Here is a 16,835-nt window from a genome sequence, read left to right on the forward strand (position 1 = left end):
AGACCCCATTGATAAGTGTTGTATTTACATTAATTTAAGTGATCTTATATGACCCTAAAGAAAGAGAAACCGAAGAACAGAACTGTTTACTATTTTCGTTGTGAATTCGCCAAAATTGAAGGTGCTGCTGTTAAAGATACACTTGAAACAATGACGAAGTCCGCTTGGCTAAAACTGAACTCAACTGAAGAACGTACTTTTTATATAGGAGAAGAACGTTCTGTCGTTGGCATGAAGCTATCTAGCCGTAAGGCTAAACTAAGTTATGGGAATAGGGATTGTACTCTTTTCTCTGTGGGTCTGTATGAAGAGGGTGCTTCAGCAAACACTATCAATAAACCATCAAAAGCAAGTGCAGAGCTTGAAGCTGGTACTTATGATGCTCCTATTGATCAAGAGTTTCTCGATGGTGAAGGATTCGTTTGTATTTTTGGTAATCACTTAATCATGAGCCCTGCTGCAACTTTTAGAGCAAGTGTTATTAATGGATTTTTATCATCATTGATAGAAAAAGGCGGTTACGTAAAAGAATCAAATGTAATGGACATACAGCAGGTTGCGGATATTGATGTAGTCAAGACAATTGAAGATGAAGGTGTTAGCAATATAGTTGTCAATGCGGTGTCATATCTTTCCACTTTAGAGTACATTAAACGTATTGATCCTAAAGAGAAAGTTTCAGGAAAATTACAAAAAATCACCAAAATGGTAAAAGGTGTTTTAGATGTATTGAGAGATGACGACACTGATGCTGAAATCCTCGAAAAAGAAGGATTAAATGCTAAGGTTGTAATTTCTCATGATGGTCGAACATCTGGTAATGATGCTGATATTGGTCAAGAACACGCGAAAAATACAGCTAAGTTATTGGCTTCAACCAATGTTGGCGGATATGTGATAACAACCAAGAGCGGTACTAAACTTACTAATGAAGATACAGTCTTAAAACATACAGTAAAGGTAAAACGACACGGTAAGTCCGTTGATAGAGATAAAATGTGGCTTAAGCTAGTTGAATCGTTAGAAGCATATGAGCGTGAAGGCATATTAGAGCAATGAGTAACTGGAAAAAGTACAGAAAAAAAACAATATATTTACTGCTAACTATTGTTTTCAGTGGTATTTTTGCTGTGCTTTTACAACCATTTTTAACTGATAAAGCCCTTGATGTCTTAGTTAATATTTATTCTATTTTGGCTGGTTTTTTAGTAGGTGTGATAGCACTCATTGGTGATCCTAGTTCTCTTCCCACAGGTTCCTGGCGTGTTGCTGAAAATGCAACTCAAAATACTTTTCGGAAACTTCGTAGTACTAAAAACTTACTCTATGTGTATCTTCTGACGTTATTCGCTATATTTTCTTACAAGCTTCTAGCTGTGCCTCACGCTCTTGACGTCATTAAAACCACGCATTGGGGGCTTGTCATTCTCCCTTATTTATCTGATTTTAAAGTATTTGTAGAACAGGTCATTCTATTTCTATCATTTATAGCATTTTCGTATTCATTTACTCTACCAAATAGTTTATTTAACATTCAGAAAGCGCGAGTAGAGAAAGAAATTGAAAACCGAAGAGAACAAGCCAATATCAAATAAACCAGAAAGATCGAAAAAATGGGACAGGCGTAACCCTTTCAGGATTTTCAGCCCACACACTAGCCACAGAAGTTCACCTCCCCTGCGAAGTTGCTAAAGGGCGTTGAAGAAAATAGCATGAGCGAGGCATGGATGCCGAGCTAGCTTTCGGGGTACAGGATGTACCATCGGAAGCGTTAGCGATTTTCGAATAAGCACGAAGCCACTAATCAATGCATGTAACTTCGCTAGGGGCGTCATGGAGCATCCAAGGAGGATAGGACGAGCAGTCCTCCTTGGTCGGGTGTGGGGTGAAGCCCCACGACTTTGATCCACCTCGGCCGCAAGGCCGCATAAAGAGTTTCATACCATTATCGAATTGAAAAACTATCCGCCGATAGCGCGACTTTAACCCAGTATGTTATTGTTTTAGCATCATAGATTCGATTTTTACGCTTTAACCACTAAGGGTTTACTCCATATGGAACAAATATTTGAAAAATTGATGTATGCATCTCGCTGGATTATGGCGCCGATTTACTTGGGATTAAGCCTAGTCCTAATCGGTTTAGGCATTAAATTCTTCCAAGAGATCTTCCATATTCTACCGATTATTTTTGAGATAACCGAAGTCGATCTGGTGCTGGTCACCCTATCCCTGATTGATATCACCCTAGTGGGTGGCCTTATCGTGATGGTGATGTTTTCTGGCTATGAAAACTTCGTGTCACAATTAGATGTGGGCGAAGACAGTGAGAAGCTCAGTTGGCTCGGTAAGTTAGATTCTGGCTCATTAAAAAACAAAGTCGCCGCTTCTATTGTGGCTATTTCATCTATACACCTGCTGAAAATCTTTATGGATGTGAAGAATATCGATAACGATAAAATCATGTGGTACCTATTAATCCACATCACCTTTGTGTTGTCAGCCTTTGCCATGGGCTATTTAGACAAAATGACCCGCGCTGGTAAGTAGCAAGTTCGAGCCTTAGTAAGTGGAGCGATCACGGTGTTAACGCTGTGGAAGGTTTTGAGAGCAAAACCTAAACGAAGATAACGTTTCATTCGTTTCTGCTAAATTAAAAGCCACTCTTTTGAGTGGCTTTTAATAAAGTCAAACCGTAAAGCAAGCTTAATAGAAACATTTCCCCCATTATTTAACGCGTGACTGATTCCACACATCCCAACTTAATTTCACCTTATTGACTCGTTAATCAGCACTCATTTAAATCTTAATACGGCTATTTGTAATATCTATTTTTCCAACTTGTTGCGTTAATTATTTAGATATCAGTCATACGGTTTAAATCTATTAAAATACTTACCCAAAAGTGTCAAAAAACTCTATAATCGCCACCCTTTTGACAAACTCGTCTCTAACGCATCCATTCGTAAGTAAACATCACTGTAAGCGCAAGGTAGTAAAGTGAAAACACAGTTACTGGCTCTCATGCTCGTCAGCCATATTGGCTACGCCCATGCCAAGGAAGATTTGGCCTCAACTCTAAACGCAGAAGGAATACCACTGAAGAGTCATAGCATCGATTTTATCGATAAAAATCTCAAATTAACCTTGGCCTGTTCCGTTGGAGATCTGCAACCTAGCATCAATGTTACTATGTCGGAATCCTTTGCATTTTATGGTGATCCTAGCGTGCTCATCATTACCAGTGGCGAACAAACCAAGTTGAAATTACATGGTACTGGCTCACTGATGAATTTCAGCAGCGGGAGCGCAGCCAACCCAGATCTATGGGGAAGTTTAGGTGAGCTCCAATCTCAAAAATTACACCTTGAAGCGGTATCTTTCCGCTCTAGTAAATACACTAGTTCAGACTTAGTCGCCGTAGGCTTTGCCGATGCTGTGGCTAAGCTCAAACAAGATTGCGTCCAGTAGGCTCCTCAGCCAGCATTAAATAGATCAATATGAACAAAAAAGCCACTGATGACAGTGGCTTTTTGCATTTATAGCATATGACTTAACGTCCAGATTAGCTCTTCGCTAGTTCAACCTGATGCACTTTCTCGGTTTGGTCCACTATGGTCAATACCGCAGCATCACCTACCACGTTACAAGAGGTCAGCACCATATCGATAATGCGATCTAACGCCGCAACTATGGCGAAGGCTTCTATCGGTAAACCCATTTGATGGATTAACACGCCTATCATCACCATGCCGCCGCCAGGCACACCGCCGGCACCGACAGAGAGCAGGAATATACTAAATAGCAGCGAAGGCAATTGATCAGAGGTGATAGGCATGCCAAAGGCGTTAGCGACAAAGAAGATGGCAATAGTGATGTAAATCGCCACGCCGCCCATGTTCATGGTCGCGCCGAGCGGCACACCAAAGCCAGCTACCGCGCGATTCACACCTAACTTTTCGGTTAAGGTACGCATAGTCACAGGAATCGTCGCATTCGAGCTTGCGGTCGACAGTGAAAACAGCACTTGCTCTTGGGTCTTCTCGCGGAAGGTTTTGGCCGAAATTGGGGTAAATATACCCACAGCCATAGGGTAAACCACAAAAATCCACAGTAGTAGCAGCGCGAGGATCAGCACCATGTACTCAACTACGCTCATAAACACGCCAGCATCTAAAGTCGCGCCGAGCTTGAACATCAAGGCAAATACACCGTAGGGCGCTAGACTCATGACCACAGAAATCAGCTTCATCATGATTTTATTCGCGGTTTGAAAACCTTGCACAGCGCCAGCTACATGCTCACCGAGTGACTTAATCACGCCGCCAAGCATTAAAGCCATAAAGATCACTTGCAGCATATTGCCCGACATAAACGCCGCTACAGGGTTACGCGGGACTATGTCGATCACCAGTGCCATCAAACTTGGCAGCTCAGTAGCAGTAATCGCCACGCCGTCTGTGCTGCTCATATCGACGCCTTTACCAGGGTCGAGTAACAGCACGACTAATAATGCCGTCGCGATCGCGACAAAGGTATTGATGATGTAAAAACCAAAGGTCTTACCGCCTAAACGGCCAAAACTTTTAAGATCTTGCAGCTCACAGACACCACAAACAATACTCACAAACACTAATGGCACGACTAGCATCATGATCATATTGACGAACATAGTGCCAACGCCGCCGGCAAGCTCGACCAAATTGTCCGAGAAGAAGCCGATATCGTTTAAGAAGTACTGCACTATTGTGCCGAAAATAAGACCCGCAAACAGACCTATAAAGATCCGCGTCGAAAGTGATTTCATCATGCTTGTGGTTTCCCCAGAAATGTAGTTTTTTTGTTATTCATCTTCCATGATGAGCACAATTGCCAATCCATTTTTGGCTTAGGCAGGGGATAGTGAAACATGCTAGCCGTTAATTCAATGAATAAATTTCACTTTTTCATCTTAAATTAAGCTAACCGCATCACGGAAAATTAGTAATGAATTGATTTTAAATCATAAATAATAATTATGTTCAATCAATGAGCAGACTAAAGACTTATTTAAAACTGCATATTTAAACAGAATGAAAACCAATAAATCACAATGTAAACATATTGAAAACAATTAGAAAATCAACCTCAGTCTTAATGACTGAAATTCAACTTATAAAAGAATTTAAAACTAGATAATTACACTAACGCAGAGAGATGGCATGCGTGATGGCTAAATATATGGCACTAACACTAGTTCAAGGCCGTGAGCTAGCAGGTGTTGCTGTTTGATGCTAATACTGTGTTGAGTTAACCAAAAAGCTAATTCTTGCCAACGCTTTAAATCGGCATGCTGAAGATATTTGGTCTGTTTCGCTTGCTTGTCGAAATCATAGGTTGAATTAATTTGCCCAATGCCCAACAACTCGGCAGGTGCTGCCAGCGCAAGTTGCGGCACAAGGCAATGGGTCACCCCCATTAAGGTATGGGCGATTTGCAGCCCTGCGGGATCTAAGTCGGTAAAGGCGATAATCGGCAGCTCGCCTGCCATTGCTTGCAAAAAATGCCGCACACCAATCGGTGAATGATGACCGCTACCGCGGTAAATAACCATGAGGTTCGTTAGATCCTCAGGAAAACGCGCTTGATGGATAACATCAAACACATCCAAGTTTTCAACCACTAAGATGGCTGCGACATGAAGTTCACGGCAATGCTTTTGTGCTTCCTCCAAAGGAATACGCAGCGAGGATAAAGCGGATATTGCAACAGGTGGCGATTGAAAGCCCAGAAATTTGAGTAACACATACTCGGCTTCGGGGCGGATCTTAGCGAGCTTCTCATTATGACTTTTGGCGGACATCGCCATGCGATCGACATTGAAATCCAGATCCCTGAGATCGAGTCCCATTAGCGCCAATACGCCTTGCCTTAACAGATCAAAGTCTTTGGGCGCGAAGCACAAATGCTTTTCAGACTCGTCTAACTCGCCCACTTCTAACTCGCGGTAAATTGCGCGCCAGTTAGCCGTGAGCTTAACCTTGGGAGAACGCTTAATAAAAGCCTTCTCCAACTGCTGCAGTTGTTGCTGGCCTAGGCGAGCCATAACTCAACATCGCGAATGATAAAGTTACCGCTATAGATGGGATGTGGCTCACCCAAAGGCTCAAGCTCAAAATAAGCTTTGTGTTCATCGGGTAGGCCTTCGTAGCCGCCAATCACTTGATAAATCCAGCTCTCAGCTTCCCAAGGCAATGCCTTATCCAGCAGATATTCCAGCGCAGATTGGCGCAGGCCAGACTCAATTACATCGACAAAATACTCATCCACCGCCTGTTTAAGCGGATTATCCGGCACATCGAAGTCTTCACTTTGGGTGAGTGACACGGACGCATCTCGCTCACGTACCGCCGCAATCACGGGATGACGACTAATGGCTTTAATGTGCGCGACTATGCCCATCAACTCTAACTCTTGGCTGGCGTTGTGCACATCTACCGCAGCAGGCGCTAGCAAAATTTCGGCGCGATTGAATAGGCTTGGAATTTCCTTGTGGGACACATGGTCCGCAGGACGATAATCCGGATGCAAGTCAGTGTAGAGTAACCAGCCCTTAAGCAAACGGGTACGGCCACGGATTTGCCTAAAGCGACCTAAGAGTTCGAGTAAACGCCCCTGCACAACGCTCAGTTCCTGGGCGCAGTCGCTCATGGTTTCTTGCAAAGTCGTCACTAAGAGTTTACGCAGCTCTCGGATATCGCCGGCGATTTCGCCAAGCTCACTAAACTGGAACATCTCTAAGCCATTAAGTAATTCAGAGACTTGGCTTTGGGCTAATTCATTTTCGCGGATCTTTGCGTTGATCGTACCGACGTAACCGAACTCATTGTTGATCCGGCCCCAGAGCACACGGATCGAATAACGCAGACTATCGGCGAAACTATACACATGCTCGCTCAAATCCGATAAATAGGCCTCGGCGGCGCTGTAATCTGAGCTATGGCGCGCCTCTTTGTAGTGGTCGGCCAAGGTTTTAATGGTCGCGAGAGCCGAGCCGACGTTAGAGTCGATTTGGCGATTACGCTCGTCGCTTAAGCCTTCTTCGAGCAAGGCGCGAACAGAACGCTTAAGCCGCAACTCTTGATCTGGCTCTGGCCGCCACAAAATACCGGCTTGTTTAAGCTTTTCAACCACGCTTGGATCATGCGCATCCTCGTTAAGAGAACCCGCCAAATAGGCGTCCATAATGATGTCAGCATGGCGACCTAACTGCTTGAGCAGCTTAACCCCCGCCTGATGTAAGTTACTGCTCATCACGGCCTCCTTGGTCGCAGCTTTTACCTAGGTTTAATCGTGCCAACATTAGATTAAGTCCCGCTGAGTCGCCGTTTCCGCCTGCGCTTCTAGGCTTAGGCCTTCGGTTTCGTCAATAAACCGAATGACTTCATACAGATAATCCAGCTTGCCCGTGGCGATATAGATTTGCTTCTCCGCATTGGGTCGTACTAAATAGCCGAGTTCGACTAAGCGTTTGAAGACTAATTTGATTTGCGCATCGCTGTTAGTGCTGGTTGAGCCAAATAAACGATATTGGCTGAGCTTGGCTAACTGCTCACGGAACGCCGGCGTGTCTTCGATACGGCTTTGCAGCTCGGTTAAACGCACGGGCGCACCTTCGCTCAGCGGCGCATCTTGGCCACTGGCTTCTTGCACTAATACCAACCATTCCACCAGCGGGATCAATGCCTGACAGATATCTTTAAACTGCGATGAAATCACTTTACGTTCGGCATCGCCTAACTGTAAGTAACCGCAGAAGAACACATCACCTTCGGCGGCAGACGCCACGGTACGGTTGATCTGGTTTAAGTAGGCTTCAACCCGCTCGCGGGTACTGCTATTTTTAAGGGCGCGCCAGCCTTCTTCATTGGTGGTGCGGCAAATAAACTCGCCCTTGAGTAACAATTCAATCAAAGCGCCAGTACCGACTAATACGGTTTGAGTTGCATCGCTCATTAGATGGCCTCCTTCGACAAACGCTTATTCAACATGTCGGCTATTGGGTTGACCTTAGGCTTCACCACCTGCAACTTCTTGGTTTGTTTGTTGATAATGTAACGATTGGCGAACAAGTTCAGCACCTCAGACTCTGGGTTCGGGAAGGCGCCCAGCACACAAATATTGTTGTTTTCGCAGGCGTCGAAAATCTTCTTCACGTTGGTATGGTGCAAAGTGCCCAGTTCATCAATTGGCCAGTGAATGGTCACATCGGCGCGGCCACGCAGCAAGCGTGTGAATGCCAACAGGAACTTACACAAAATCAGATATGCCATACCGTGGCTTGAAGATTCGTTAAGCTGTCTGTCGGTGCGGATAATTAAGTCGCTGTTACCTTCTTTAAGGCGCAGCTCGATTTCCAGCAACTTAGAGATGCCCCCCGTTAACGCGGCGCGGCCGATAATGTCTAAGGCGCGGCGCATACTGTTGGTGTAATCCTCATCGGGCAAGCCATTAAAGCCATCGGCTTTCCAATGTTTAAAGGCTTTGACGAACTGTTCAAGTTCAGGCCAGAACTCTAACTCGCTGATGCGCGAACGAATTCGTACCGCCGATTCAGACACGCCATCGAGGAATAACTCTTCACCCACTTCGCGGGTAATGCGTGCACTTTGGGAGGCGATGCGACGGTCAATATCGGCTAATACATCGTAGAAGGCGGTTAAGTCGACACCAAAAATCCGTCCTTGCTCACGCAGCGCAGTAATCGATTGCGGCACTATCACGTTCAGCAATTGCTCAAGCTGTGGCACTAACTTGCGGTAATCCAGCAAACGAATGCCTTTGTCGTTGATAAAGCTCGATTCTTCGCGGGCACGCTCCCAGGTTTCCGCAAGGCCCGAACCTGACTTGCTGGCGATCACTGAGTCGAAATGCTCCACATATTGCTTCACCGAACCCATCAGGTAATCGCGTTTTAGCAGCAAATCTTCACCTTGGCGCAGACGCTCGCCTAGGCTACCTTGAGCTTCTTCGTTATTATTCGGCAACTTAAGCTCGGCGAGTTTACGCATTACTGCGCGTAACTTAGTTAAGTTTTCAGAGGCTTCAACCTGCGCCGCATCGGACGCTTTACGCTCGGTTTCGAGTTGTTGACGGCGAGCCTTAACATCCTGAGTTTTCGCCTTAAGTTGTTGATCGATTTCCGATACCGCGCGCTTCACATCGGCAAGCTGAGTTTGCAGTTTAGGTTTGCGCATCAGCCAAGTATGTTGATACCAATCATCAAAGCGCAGTACGTCACTACGACGCTGCTCAGCGCGGCTGATTTTGGTTTCTAACTCACGAATTTGTTGCTTGAGTTTGAGGATATTCTCCTCATCCACACCGCGGGATTTAAGCTCGTTTTTGTACCAGGTCTCGCAGGCTTTCTGCTCAATTTTGGCACTTTCGCGGCGGCCTTCAATGGTCGCTTTAATTTGGCCGAGTTGATTGTCGAGCGCGCCGATCACTTCCTGCCAATAGGCTTGTTTTTCCATGCGCGCTTCGAGCGCTTGCTCTTTTTGCTCTTCGAGCCAGAGTTCGTGCTGATGTTTAAGCTGTTTCAGCTCGCCATCCAGCTGGGTCAGTCTTTGTCCCGCATGGGCTTTGCGATCGCTCAATGCTTTGTTGATTTTATCTTGCTCACTGCGCTTTTCATCGAATAGGCGACGCAGATCGTCACGGCTATTTTTATACGCTGTGCGGGCAAAAGTGAGTTCACGGCTGAGATTATCCAACTCGCCATTAATCGCCACTAGCTGAGATTCGGCCTCGGCCTGCATTTCTTGGGCGCTAGTGTGGGCTTCTTCGGCTTTACTTAACCGAATCCGCAGCTCTTGCTCAGAGGCGGCATATTCAGGCACATCGATCGCCTTAAGATCTAAATGTACGCCAAAGAAAGCTTCGCTCGACTCACTTACTAAACTGGGATGTAAATCAGTGCGATGCAGTAGTTCAGGTGCGATCACTTTTCCTAAACTTTGCTCCCAACCTTGGGCTTCCTTACGCAGAAACTCCAATAGGGTGTGGGATTGCGGGAACAGCATGTGGTGCAGTTCATCCAGCGCAGTTTGACGCTCGTTCACCCTTAAGGTGGCGATACGCAAGGCTTCGTTTGCTTGGTCGCGTTTGGCTCTAAGCTTGCGCTCATCGCTGCTTAAGCGTTCGACCTTGGCATTGCAGCTTTCTTGTTCTTCGTCGGCACGGTGAATACGTTCGTCGAAAATTGCTAGGCTCAGCTTTTCTTCTTCGGTGTAAGTCACACCATCGACACGTAATTTAAGCTCGGCGGCAGTGAGTTTAAATTGGTATTCCTGCTCGCTAAAGCTGGCCTTGCCCGCATCCATTTGGTTGCGCCATTGCAACTCTAAAGCGTCGATATCGGTGCGCGCGACTTCGCGTTGCTTATCGCGGGCTTCGCGCTGCTTATCTTGGTCGGCATGCAAACCTTCTAGCTCGCGGTTTAACTGCTCGCCAATCTTACTGCGACGGGCATTGTAGGCCGCCTCGATATCTTGGTGCTTCTCGGTTTGCAGCTTATGGCGTTCACTTAGGTTTTCAACATCGGTGCGCCAGTTTGGCAGCATCTCAAGATCGGCCTTAGCTTGCTCTATGTTGGCGTCTAAAAAGGCGCTGTGCTGATCTTCAATGGCATCGAGTTCATACTCGCACTTTGCCACATCGCCCTTGGCTGCCGATAAATCGAGGTTGAGCTCATCGCGCTGCTCTTTCCATTCATCGTCGAGCAATCTGAGTTTTAAATTCAGCTCTTTAGATAAGGTTTGCTGAATATCTTGGCGATCAGCTTCTAAGGTTTCATCGTTGCGATAACCACGGGACAAGCTTGATAAGCGCAGTTCGGCGCTGAGCAGTTGGTTAAATTCTTGTTCGAGTTTTTCAAACTCAGGGCGAATGACTTCAAACCCTTGGATAAGTTGGCTTTCACGGATCCACGCCTCAACGCGCTGTGGATTTAAGCGTGAGCTGGGCGGATTAACTCCGTCTTCCTCTAAAATGGCGGCGATCATAGATTTGACCGTCTCCATCTTGCCTTCTTTGGAGTGCACCGCTTTGGCGAGTTTTTCGATGTGGCGCAGGGAATGCTCGCTCTCACACAGGGCAAATTGGCGGGCATAGCCGCGCAGTTCGCTGCGGTTGCTGCCCGTGCTTAATAGGGTGCGATCGTTTTGGATAATGGCGCGATATTCGCGGGTGTTGAGCAAGTTAGTGGTGGCGATGCCGGCACGTTTTAAATCACGGCCTAATTCCGCCATGGTGTGGCACAGAATAGTGTCGCCATTTTGCGATTTAATATAATCGCTTAGCTCAAAACCTTTGGCGATAAAGCGATAGTTAACGCCCTTACCATCACCCGCCGATGCCAGCACGGCTTGGTACAGTAACCCATCGGCCTTTTGATATTCGTAAATGATGTAGCTTGAATCGTGTGGCAAGTACCAACGCTCGAAACTGTCGCGGGTTGAAGGCACCACGCGGCTTGGGTATTCGCCATAAAAAACAGGGACTAGACGTTGTAATGTCGTCTTACCCGAGGCGTTAGTACCACAAATGTTGGTATGGCCATTGAGGGCGAGTTCCACAACGCCCGGAAGGTGCGTATCAATCAGCACAATACGAATCAAGCTTGCCATTTCATTCCTTATGCAAACGGGAGCGTCTTATCTAAGCTGCAGAAGCCTTCTACAGGACAAAGAGAAAACAATCCAAGAGGGCCACTGACATTAAAATCGTCACTGTAAATAAACACTTTAAAAAAGTGACTAAAAAGTGATGTTAAAAATCGTGGCCTAAAAATAGTGCCCCTAAAATAAGGCAATCACAGTGTATTGGCAATTAAGCGGCGATGCACTAATGCCATGGCTCACAATCTTTACGCCCAGAATTGGGCCCAGAACTAAGCTCTTCTTTAAGCCCAGAACTAAGCTACTAGCAAAGCCAATACTAACCGCCAATGATACGACAACTTAGCCAAAATAGGCGGCTAACAAAGCGGCAATTAGCGCAGTAAAAGGTAAATTTTAGCGGTTATCTTCAAGGCGCAGGCGTTCGGCGATCCGGCTATAAATCAGCATCATTTCCGCCAGCGATCCCACTTGCATGCCTTTCATCAAATTAGCGCGGTGGATCTCGACCGTGCGCATGGCGATGCAAAGGCTATCGGCGATCTCTTGGTTCTTCAGCCCTTGGGCAATCAGGTTGAGTATTTCCCTCTCCCTTGGTGTGAGCGCTTGATACGTCTCAAGATACTGATTGTCTTGATGATGGGCCTTAGTATGTTCCAGTGCTTTGAGTACCGCTTCGGCTAACTTAGCGCCATCGGCGGGCTTTTGGAAAAAATCCACCGCACCGAGTTTAAGTGCTTCAACCGCCATAGGCACATCGCCATGTCCGGTGAGATAAATCAGAGCTAACGGACTATTTTTGGCGACTAATTCAAGATGCAACTGCGGGCCGCTCAAACCCGGCATACGCACATCAACCAGCGCACAACCCGGCAGGGTTAAGTCTACGGCGGTAAAAAAGGCTTCGGCGCTATCAAAGTCGGTGATCTTAAGGCCATAACTTTCGAGCATAAAACGCAAAGAACGACGCACTGAGTCATCGTCATCGATTAAATACACAGGTAACTCAAGACTCATCACTAGGCTCCATTGGGTTCAAGTTTACGCGGTATAGCAACCTGCGCTTGGCAACCGCCGCCCATAGCGCTTTCTAGGCTAAACGTCCCGCCATGGCTCTCGGCAATATCGCGGCAAATCACTAAGCCTAAACCTAACCCCTCTGATTTAGTGGAATAAAAGGCTTGCATCAGCAAGCTGGCAGCTTCGGTTAAACCAGTGCCATTATCCGTGACTGTCAGCAAGAGTGTGCGTTCTTGGTAGCGAAGATCGATATCGATCGTCGGCGTGTATGGCTTTTGTGTGATGATCTGTTCTGTGCCACTGGATTCAAGCTCTAGCCGCTGAACACAGGCATCGGCGGCGTTTTTTAGCAGGTTGAGCAACAACTGCTGCATGCCGACTTCATCGAGGGACTGTAAATAGGGCTCGCCGCTCACATTCACGGCAAGATTGATTTGATGTTGTTCAAACTCATAGGCGAGCAGCGGCACAGTCTCATTGACCAGCTCATGCAAGTACAAAGGTTGTTTCGACACAGGCCGCTTCTTCAACAGGTTGCGTAAACGGCTGATAATGCTGTCGGCCCGTGTAACTTCCTGCTGGATCAACGTCAATACCGATTGCAATTCCTCAGGGCTAGTCCCCCGTTGTAATCGCACTTCGGCGCCATGGCAATAATGGCCAATCGCCGCCAAAGGTTGATTGAGTTCATGGGAGAGGCTAGCGCCAAGCTCGCCAGCAATCGCGATACGCTGGGCATGTTCCAGTAACGCACGGTTTTCATTGAGCTGGCGCTGAGTGTTTATCAACTCGCGGCCGCGACGACTAAAGCGATACTCCAACCAGAAATGGTACGCATTGAGTAAAACCAAAATCCCTAACGCAAACCAAGCCCATTGTTGATGTAACTTGACCCACTGCCACGCCCTTTGCCACCAAGGTGTTTGTAAGGGATGCATGTCGAGATCTTTAAGTAACTGATCGATCGCCAGCTGACTCACGGCCGTGGTCCAACCCGCAGAATCGGCCGTCTTAGCGGCGAGGTGATCTTCGGGCAGTGCCAGCAGCGCTTGGGTCACGCTTTTAGCTAGAGATTGCGAGGCGCGATTGGTCTTTGCCATAGACCAGTTGGGATAAAGGTGGGTCGAGACTTGGCAATTAAATCCCGCAGGCGCTTGATTATCGAGCACTCGATAATGGGCGATGTTAATCAGCCCTTCTGCCTGCATCTGCTCAAGCTGACACACAGGCACCACAGCCGCATCCAGTCGATTATCTTTCGCCGCATCATCACCACTTTTTTGATCATCTAACTGATAAATCAAGTTATCTAGCGGGAACCCCAGCGGAATGATCTCTCCCACAAAACGAGGTAAATCTATACCCTTTAGCTGCGCTTCGTACACTAAGGTCAAGTAACCACCAAAGGCATTTTTCGATACGATCCCGAGTCGACGTCCCTTAAGATCACTTAAGGTGTGATAGGGTGAATCGGCGCGCACCACCAGCGCCGAACCCACTTGCATCGCCGCGCCATTATTTAACGGACTGCGCAGGGTCGCCAACCAAGTAAGGGAATATTGCCGCGCCAGCAACACGGATTGCCCTGGGTTGGTGATCACAAAATCGAGCCCTTGGGTTTCAACGCCCTTAGCTAGCTCATCGAGGGTGAGAGGATGTAACCTAAAGTAACTGTTGGGAATTTGGGTTTCGAGCCACCCCATCAAAGGTTGCCAGCGGTTGATGGTTGCCTTATAACCGCGGATGGCTAACACGCCCACATCGACCACTTGATAACTGGGCTCTTCGATAGCAACTTGAGCAACAACCTCAGGGTCAGTTAATCCCGAATGCGCACTTTGATTCAGTGGCTCCGCAGCAAACACCTTAACCGAAGCCAGCAAGCATAGGAATAACACTGCGTTCCTTGGCTTTTTTCTCGGTATTGCCACGGAATGTGGAGTGCTCAGAATCGATAACGGCCACTTGACCGATACAGCTAAGCGAAACACAGTTTTCATCATCCTCAATAACATGAAGTGCAATCCTTTATCCCCAGTCACTCACACTAAAATCAAGTCCAACTCAAGCTAAGAAAAGGCCAAACTCAAGTAACAAAAAATAAAACCCTATCATTTTGAAGGCTATTCTAACGGATATTTGTTGCGCTAGATCAAAACCACGCCTGATATGTGGAAAACCACTATAGTTATGCCGCCTCGCCTTTTACAGAATGCCTCTAAACCTCGCCATAAACCTTAACTCTAGGTCTATGAGCCAGTTTATTCGCCATCTGCAAGAGTGAAGGAAATCTGTATGGACAAGAGTAAACGTCAGTTTCTCGGCAAAATGGCCAGCGTCAGTGTTGGCGCCGCACTGATCCCTGTGGTGCAAGTGTATGCACAGGATGATAAACGCAGTCCTCAAGTGCACAGTGCTAGCGAAGGCCAAGTGGGTAAACGTTACGGCATGGTGATCGACCTACGCCGCTGCGTGGGCTGCCAAGCCTGTACCGTCGCTTGCACTATCGAGAATCAACCGCCCCTAGGGCAATTTCGTACCACAGTGCAGCAGTATGAAGTCTCGCAGCAGGAAGATACCACGCCGCCCGCCTTTTTGATGTTGCCAAGGTTGTGTAATCACTGCGAAAACCCGCCCTGCATCCCAGTTTGTCCTACGGGCGCGACCTTCCAGCGCAAGGACGGCATAGTGGTCGTCAACAATGAATGGTGTGTTGGTTGTGGCTACTGTGTACAAGCCTGCCCCTATGATGCGCGCTTTATCAACCACGATACCAATACCGCCGACAAATGTACCTTCTGCGCCCATAGGTTGGATGCGGGATTACTGCCCGCCTGTGTCGAAACCTGCGTGGGAGAAGCCCGTGTAATTGGCGATCTTAACGATCCCAACAGTCAGATAAGCCAACTGCTCGCCACTAATAAAACCGATATCAAGGTACTCAAACCGACGGCCAATACTTCGCCGCGCGTGTTCTACATCGGCATGAGCAGCGCTTTTGAGCACAAGATTAGCGGCCAAGCTCCCGTAAGAACCTTACTTACCGATACTGGCGAGGAGATCCACCATGGTCATTAAAGAAATCTTTACCCCAGATATCGCCATTACTTGGCTACCTTGGGCGGTGCAATACTTTTTTATGATGGGTTTGGCCTATGCCAGTGTGTGGGTCGCGACAATACACTTGTTTAGTCACGCGAAACCCGATGACAGACTACTGAAACTCTGCGCCTGTTTAATGCTGACCGCAGGCATAGTCGCGCCTATTGCCTTGCTCGCCGATTTACACCAACCGCTGCGTGCTTGGCATTTTTATGCGCAAGTGCGCCCCGATTCGTGGATGTGGTATGGCGCCTTTTTACTGCCGGTATTCTCGGGCACCAGCGCGTTGTTTGCTTGGCTATTACTGCGTCAATATCTGCCTAAGCACACCGCGAATCAAGACTCAGATTGGGTGAGTAAAATAGGCCAATTACTGAGATTCGGTGATTGGAACAGTGACAAATTCATCAAGCCGATCGCACTGATCACGGCCCTGAGTGCCTGCAGTATTGCCCTCTACACTGGCATGGAAACCATGGCCATTAAGGCGCGGCCACTGTGGCATACCTATTGGCTACCACCTTTAATGGCGATGAGCGCCCTGCTCGCCGCCTGCGGCACTTTGGCGGTATTGAATCGATTATTAAAAGGCTACCAACAAACTACCCAAGACAAGCTATTACTCTGGGTAAGGGCCAGCTTTGGTCTGTTCGCCCTGTGCCTTATCGGCTGGGCATTATTCGATAAGGGCTCGGCCCCTGAAGCCGCGTTATTGCTTGAAACTAGTCCAAGCTGGCAACTTGCTGCAATTTGGGTACTGGTCACACTCGCCGTACTGGCACTGATGCTCGCCATTCGTCACTTACCCAATGTGGCAATGTTCGTCGTCAGCCTCACGGCCATTCATCTCGCGTGGGGATTTCGCTGGATAGTGTTAATCCAAGCGCAAACCGATCCTAAATACGGCGCAGGGACTTACCTCTATCAACTGCCTTGGGGACCCGAAGGACTATTAGGCATAGCCGGCACCTTCGGCCTTTGGCTGGCATTAATGGCGCTGGTCTCCGAACTTATTCGCCACACGCCTACAGCAAAGCTTGCTCGCTGAGCACC

General features: G+C 47.5%; 13 protein-coding genes. 6 read left to right on the forward strand and 7 right to left on the reverse strand.

What is annotated here, in order from left to right; all coding sequences use genetic code 11:
* The first annotated feature begins 48 nt into the window (after positions 1–48).
* From Q4Q49_RS12170 to Q4Q49_RS12185, 4 genes are all read left to right on the forward strand, one after another.
* Positions 49–1,059 (forward strand): hypothetical protein, encoded by a 1,011-nt coding sequence (locus tag Q4Q49_RS12170; protein ID WP_311999462.1) that lies wholly within the window; start codon positions 49–51, stop codon positions 1,057–1,059.
* Positions 1,056–1,595, forward strand: coding sequence for a hypothetical protein (locus Q4Q49_RS12175; protein WP_115333860.1), 540 nt, complete (start codon positions 1,056–1,058; stop codon positions 1,593–1,595). Before Q4Q49_RS12170 ends, Q4Q49_RS12175 begins: the two co-directional genes overlap by 4 nt.
* Positions 1,596–2,055: 460 nt before the next feature.
* Positions 2,056–2,550 (forward strand): TIGR00645 family protein, encoded by a 495-nt coding sequence (locus Q4Q49_RS12180; RefSeq protein ID WP_006084177.1) that lies wholly within the window; start codon positions 2,056–2,058, stop codon positions 2,548–2,550.
* 450 nt (positions 2,551–3,000) lie between these two features.
* Positions 3,001–3,471 (forward strand): hypothetical protein, encoded by a 471-nt coding sequence (locus Q4Q49_RS12185; protein ID WP_006084178.1) that lies wholly within the window; start codon positions 3,001–3,003, stop codon positions 3,469–3,471.
* Between the two features lie 94 nt (positions 3,472–3,565).
* Here Q4Q49_RS12185 and Q4Q49_RS12190 read toward each other — a convergent pair whose 3' ends face one another.
* The 7 genes from Q4Q49_RS12190 to Q4Q49_RS12220 form a co-directional block, all read right to left on the reverse strand.
* Entirely contained in the window at positions 3,566–4,810 is a 1,245-nt protein-coding gene (locus tag Q4Q49_RS12190; protein WP_012588595.1) for a dicarboxylate/amino acid:cation symporter, read from the reverse strand.
* Between the two features lie 402 nt (positions 4,811–5,212).
* The gene (locus tag Q4Q49_RS12195; protein ID WP_311999463.1) at positions 5,213–6,085 is read right to left on the reverse strand and encodes a hypothetical protein; all 873 of its coding nucleotides are present in this window, start codon (positions 6,083–6,085) and stop codon (positions 5,213–5,215) included.
* Positions 6,073–7,293: a phosphoenolpyruvate carboxylase gene (locus Q4Q49_RS12200; protein WP_311999464.1), complete on the reverse strand. Its 1,221-nt coding sequence runs from the start codon at positions 7,291–7,293 to the stop codon at positions 6,073–6,075. The genes Q4Q49_RS12195 and Q4Q49_RS12200 overlap by 13 nt, the downstream gene beginning before the upstream one ends.
* Positions 7,294–7,341: 48 nt before the next feature.
* Positions 7,342–7,995 (reverse strand): hypothetical protein, encoded by a 654-nt coding sequence (locus Q4Q49_RS12205; RefSeq protein WP_011790751.1) that lies wholly within the window; start codon positions 7,993–7,995, stop codon positions 7,342–7,344.
* Positions 7,995–11,669: an ATP-binding protein gene (locus Q4Q49_RS12210; RefSeq protein WP_311999465.1), complete on the reverse strand. Its 3,675-nt coding sequence runs from the start codon at positions 11,667–11,669 to the stop codon at positions 7,995–7,997. Before Q4Q49_RS12210 ends, Q4Q49_RS12205 begins: the two co-directional genes overlap by 1 nt.
* A 387-nt stretch (positions 11,670–12,056) precedes the next feature.
* Positions 12,057–12,677, reverse strand: coding sequence for a response regulator transcription factor (locus Q4Q49_RS12215; protein ID WP_259214812.1), 621 nt, complete (start codon positions 12,675–12,677; stop codon positions 12,057–12,059).
* 2 nt (positions 12,678–12,679) lie between these two features.
* Positions 12,680–14,695 (reverse strand): PhnD/SsuA/transferrin family substrate-binding protein, encoded by a 2,016-nt coding sequence (locus Q4Q49_RS12220; RefSeq protein WP_311999466.1) that lies wholly within the window; start codon positions 14,693–14,695, stop codon positions 12,680–12,682.
* 280 nt (positions 14,696–14,975) lie between these two features.
* On the opposite strand from Q4Q49_RS12220, the gene dsrO reads away from it, so the two are divergent.
* Together dsrO and nrfD are read left to right on the forward strand one after the other, a co-directional pair.
* A complete protein-coding gene (dsrO, locus tag Q4Q49_RS12225; protein ID WP_311999467.1) occupies positions 14,976–15,758 on the forward strand; it encodes a sulfate reduction electron transfer complex DsrMKJOP subunit DsrO in 783 nt (260 codons plus the stop codon).
* Entirely contained in the window at positions 15,748–16,830 is a 1,083-nt protein-coding gene (nrfD, locus tag Q4Q49_RS12230) for an NrfD/PsrC family molybdoenzyme membrane anchor subunit (RefSeq protein WP_311999468.1), read from the forward strand. The genes dsrO and nrfD overlap by 11 nt, the downstream gene beginning before the upstream one ends.
* Positions 16,831–16,835: the final 5 nt, after the last annotated feature.

Source organism: Shewanella sp. SP1S1-7 (genome assembly GCF_031932105.1).
GTDB lineage: Bacteria > Pseudomonadota > Gammaproteobacteria > Enterobacterales > Shewanellaceae > Shewanella > Shewanella baltica.

What these genes read in the sequence shown, in the direction of transcription:
- nrfD (WP_311999468.1), top strand. Translation starts at nt 15,748, where the DNA reads ATGGTCATTAAAGAAATCTTTACCCCAGATATCGCCATTACTTGGCTA.
- Q4Q49_RS12200 (WP_311999464.1), bottom strand. Translation starts at nt 7,293, where the DNA reads ATGAGCAGTAACTTACATCAGGCGGGGGTTAAGCTGCTCAAGCAGTTA.
- Q4Q49_RS12190 (WP_012588595.1), bottom strand. Translation starts at nt 4,810, where the DNA reads ATGATGAAATCACTTTCGACGCGGATCTTTATAGGTCTGTTTGCGGGT.
- Q4Q49_RS12195 (WP_311999463.1), bottom strand. Translation starts at nt 6,085, where the DNA reads ATGGCTCGCCTAGGCCAGCAACAACTGCAGCAGTTGGAGAAGGCTTTT.
- Q4Q49_RS12180 (WP_006084177.1), top strand. Translation starts at nt 2,056, where the DNA reads ATGGAACAAATATTTGAAAAATTGATGTATGCATCTCGCTGGATTATG.
- Q4Q49_RS12215 (WP_259214812.1), bottom strand. Translation starts at nt 12,677, where the DNA reads ATGAGTCTTGAGTTACCTGTGTATTTAATCGATGACGATGACTCAGTG.
- Q4Q49_RS12220 (WP_311999466.1), bottom strand. Translation starts at nt 14,695, where the DNA reads ATGTTATTGAGGATGATGAAAACTGTGTTTCGCTTAGCTGTATCGGTC.
- Q4Q49_RS12175 (WP_115333860.1), top strand. Translation starts at nt 1,056, where the DNA reads ATGAGTAACTGGAAAAAGTACAGAAAAAAAACAATATATTTACTGCTA.
- dsrO (WP_311999467.1), top strand. Translation starts at nt 14,976, where the DNA reads ATGGACAAGAGTAAACGTCAGTTTCTCGGCAAAATGGCCAGCGTCAGT.
- Q4Q49_RS12210 (WP_311999465.1), bottom strand. Translation starts at nt 11,669, where the DNA reads ATGGCAAGCTTGATTCGTATTGTGCTGATTGATACGCACCTTCCGGGC.
- Q4Q49_RS12170 (WP_311999462.1), top strand. Translation starts at nt 49, where the DNA reads ATGACCCTAAAGAAAGAGAAACCGAAGAACAGAACTGTTTACTATTTT.
- Q4Q49_RS12205 (WP_011790751.1), bottom strand. Translation starts at nt 7,995, where the DNA reads ATGAGCGATGCAACTCAAACCGTATTAGTCGGTACTGGCGCTTTGATT.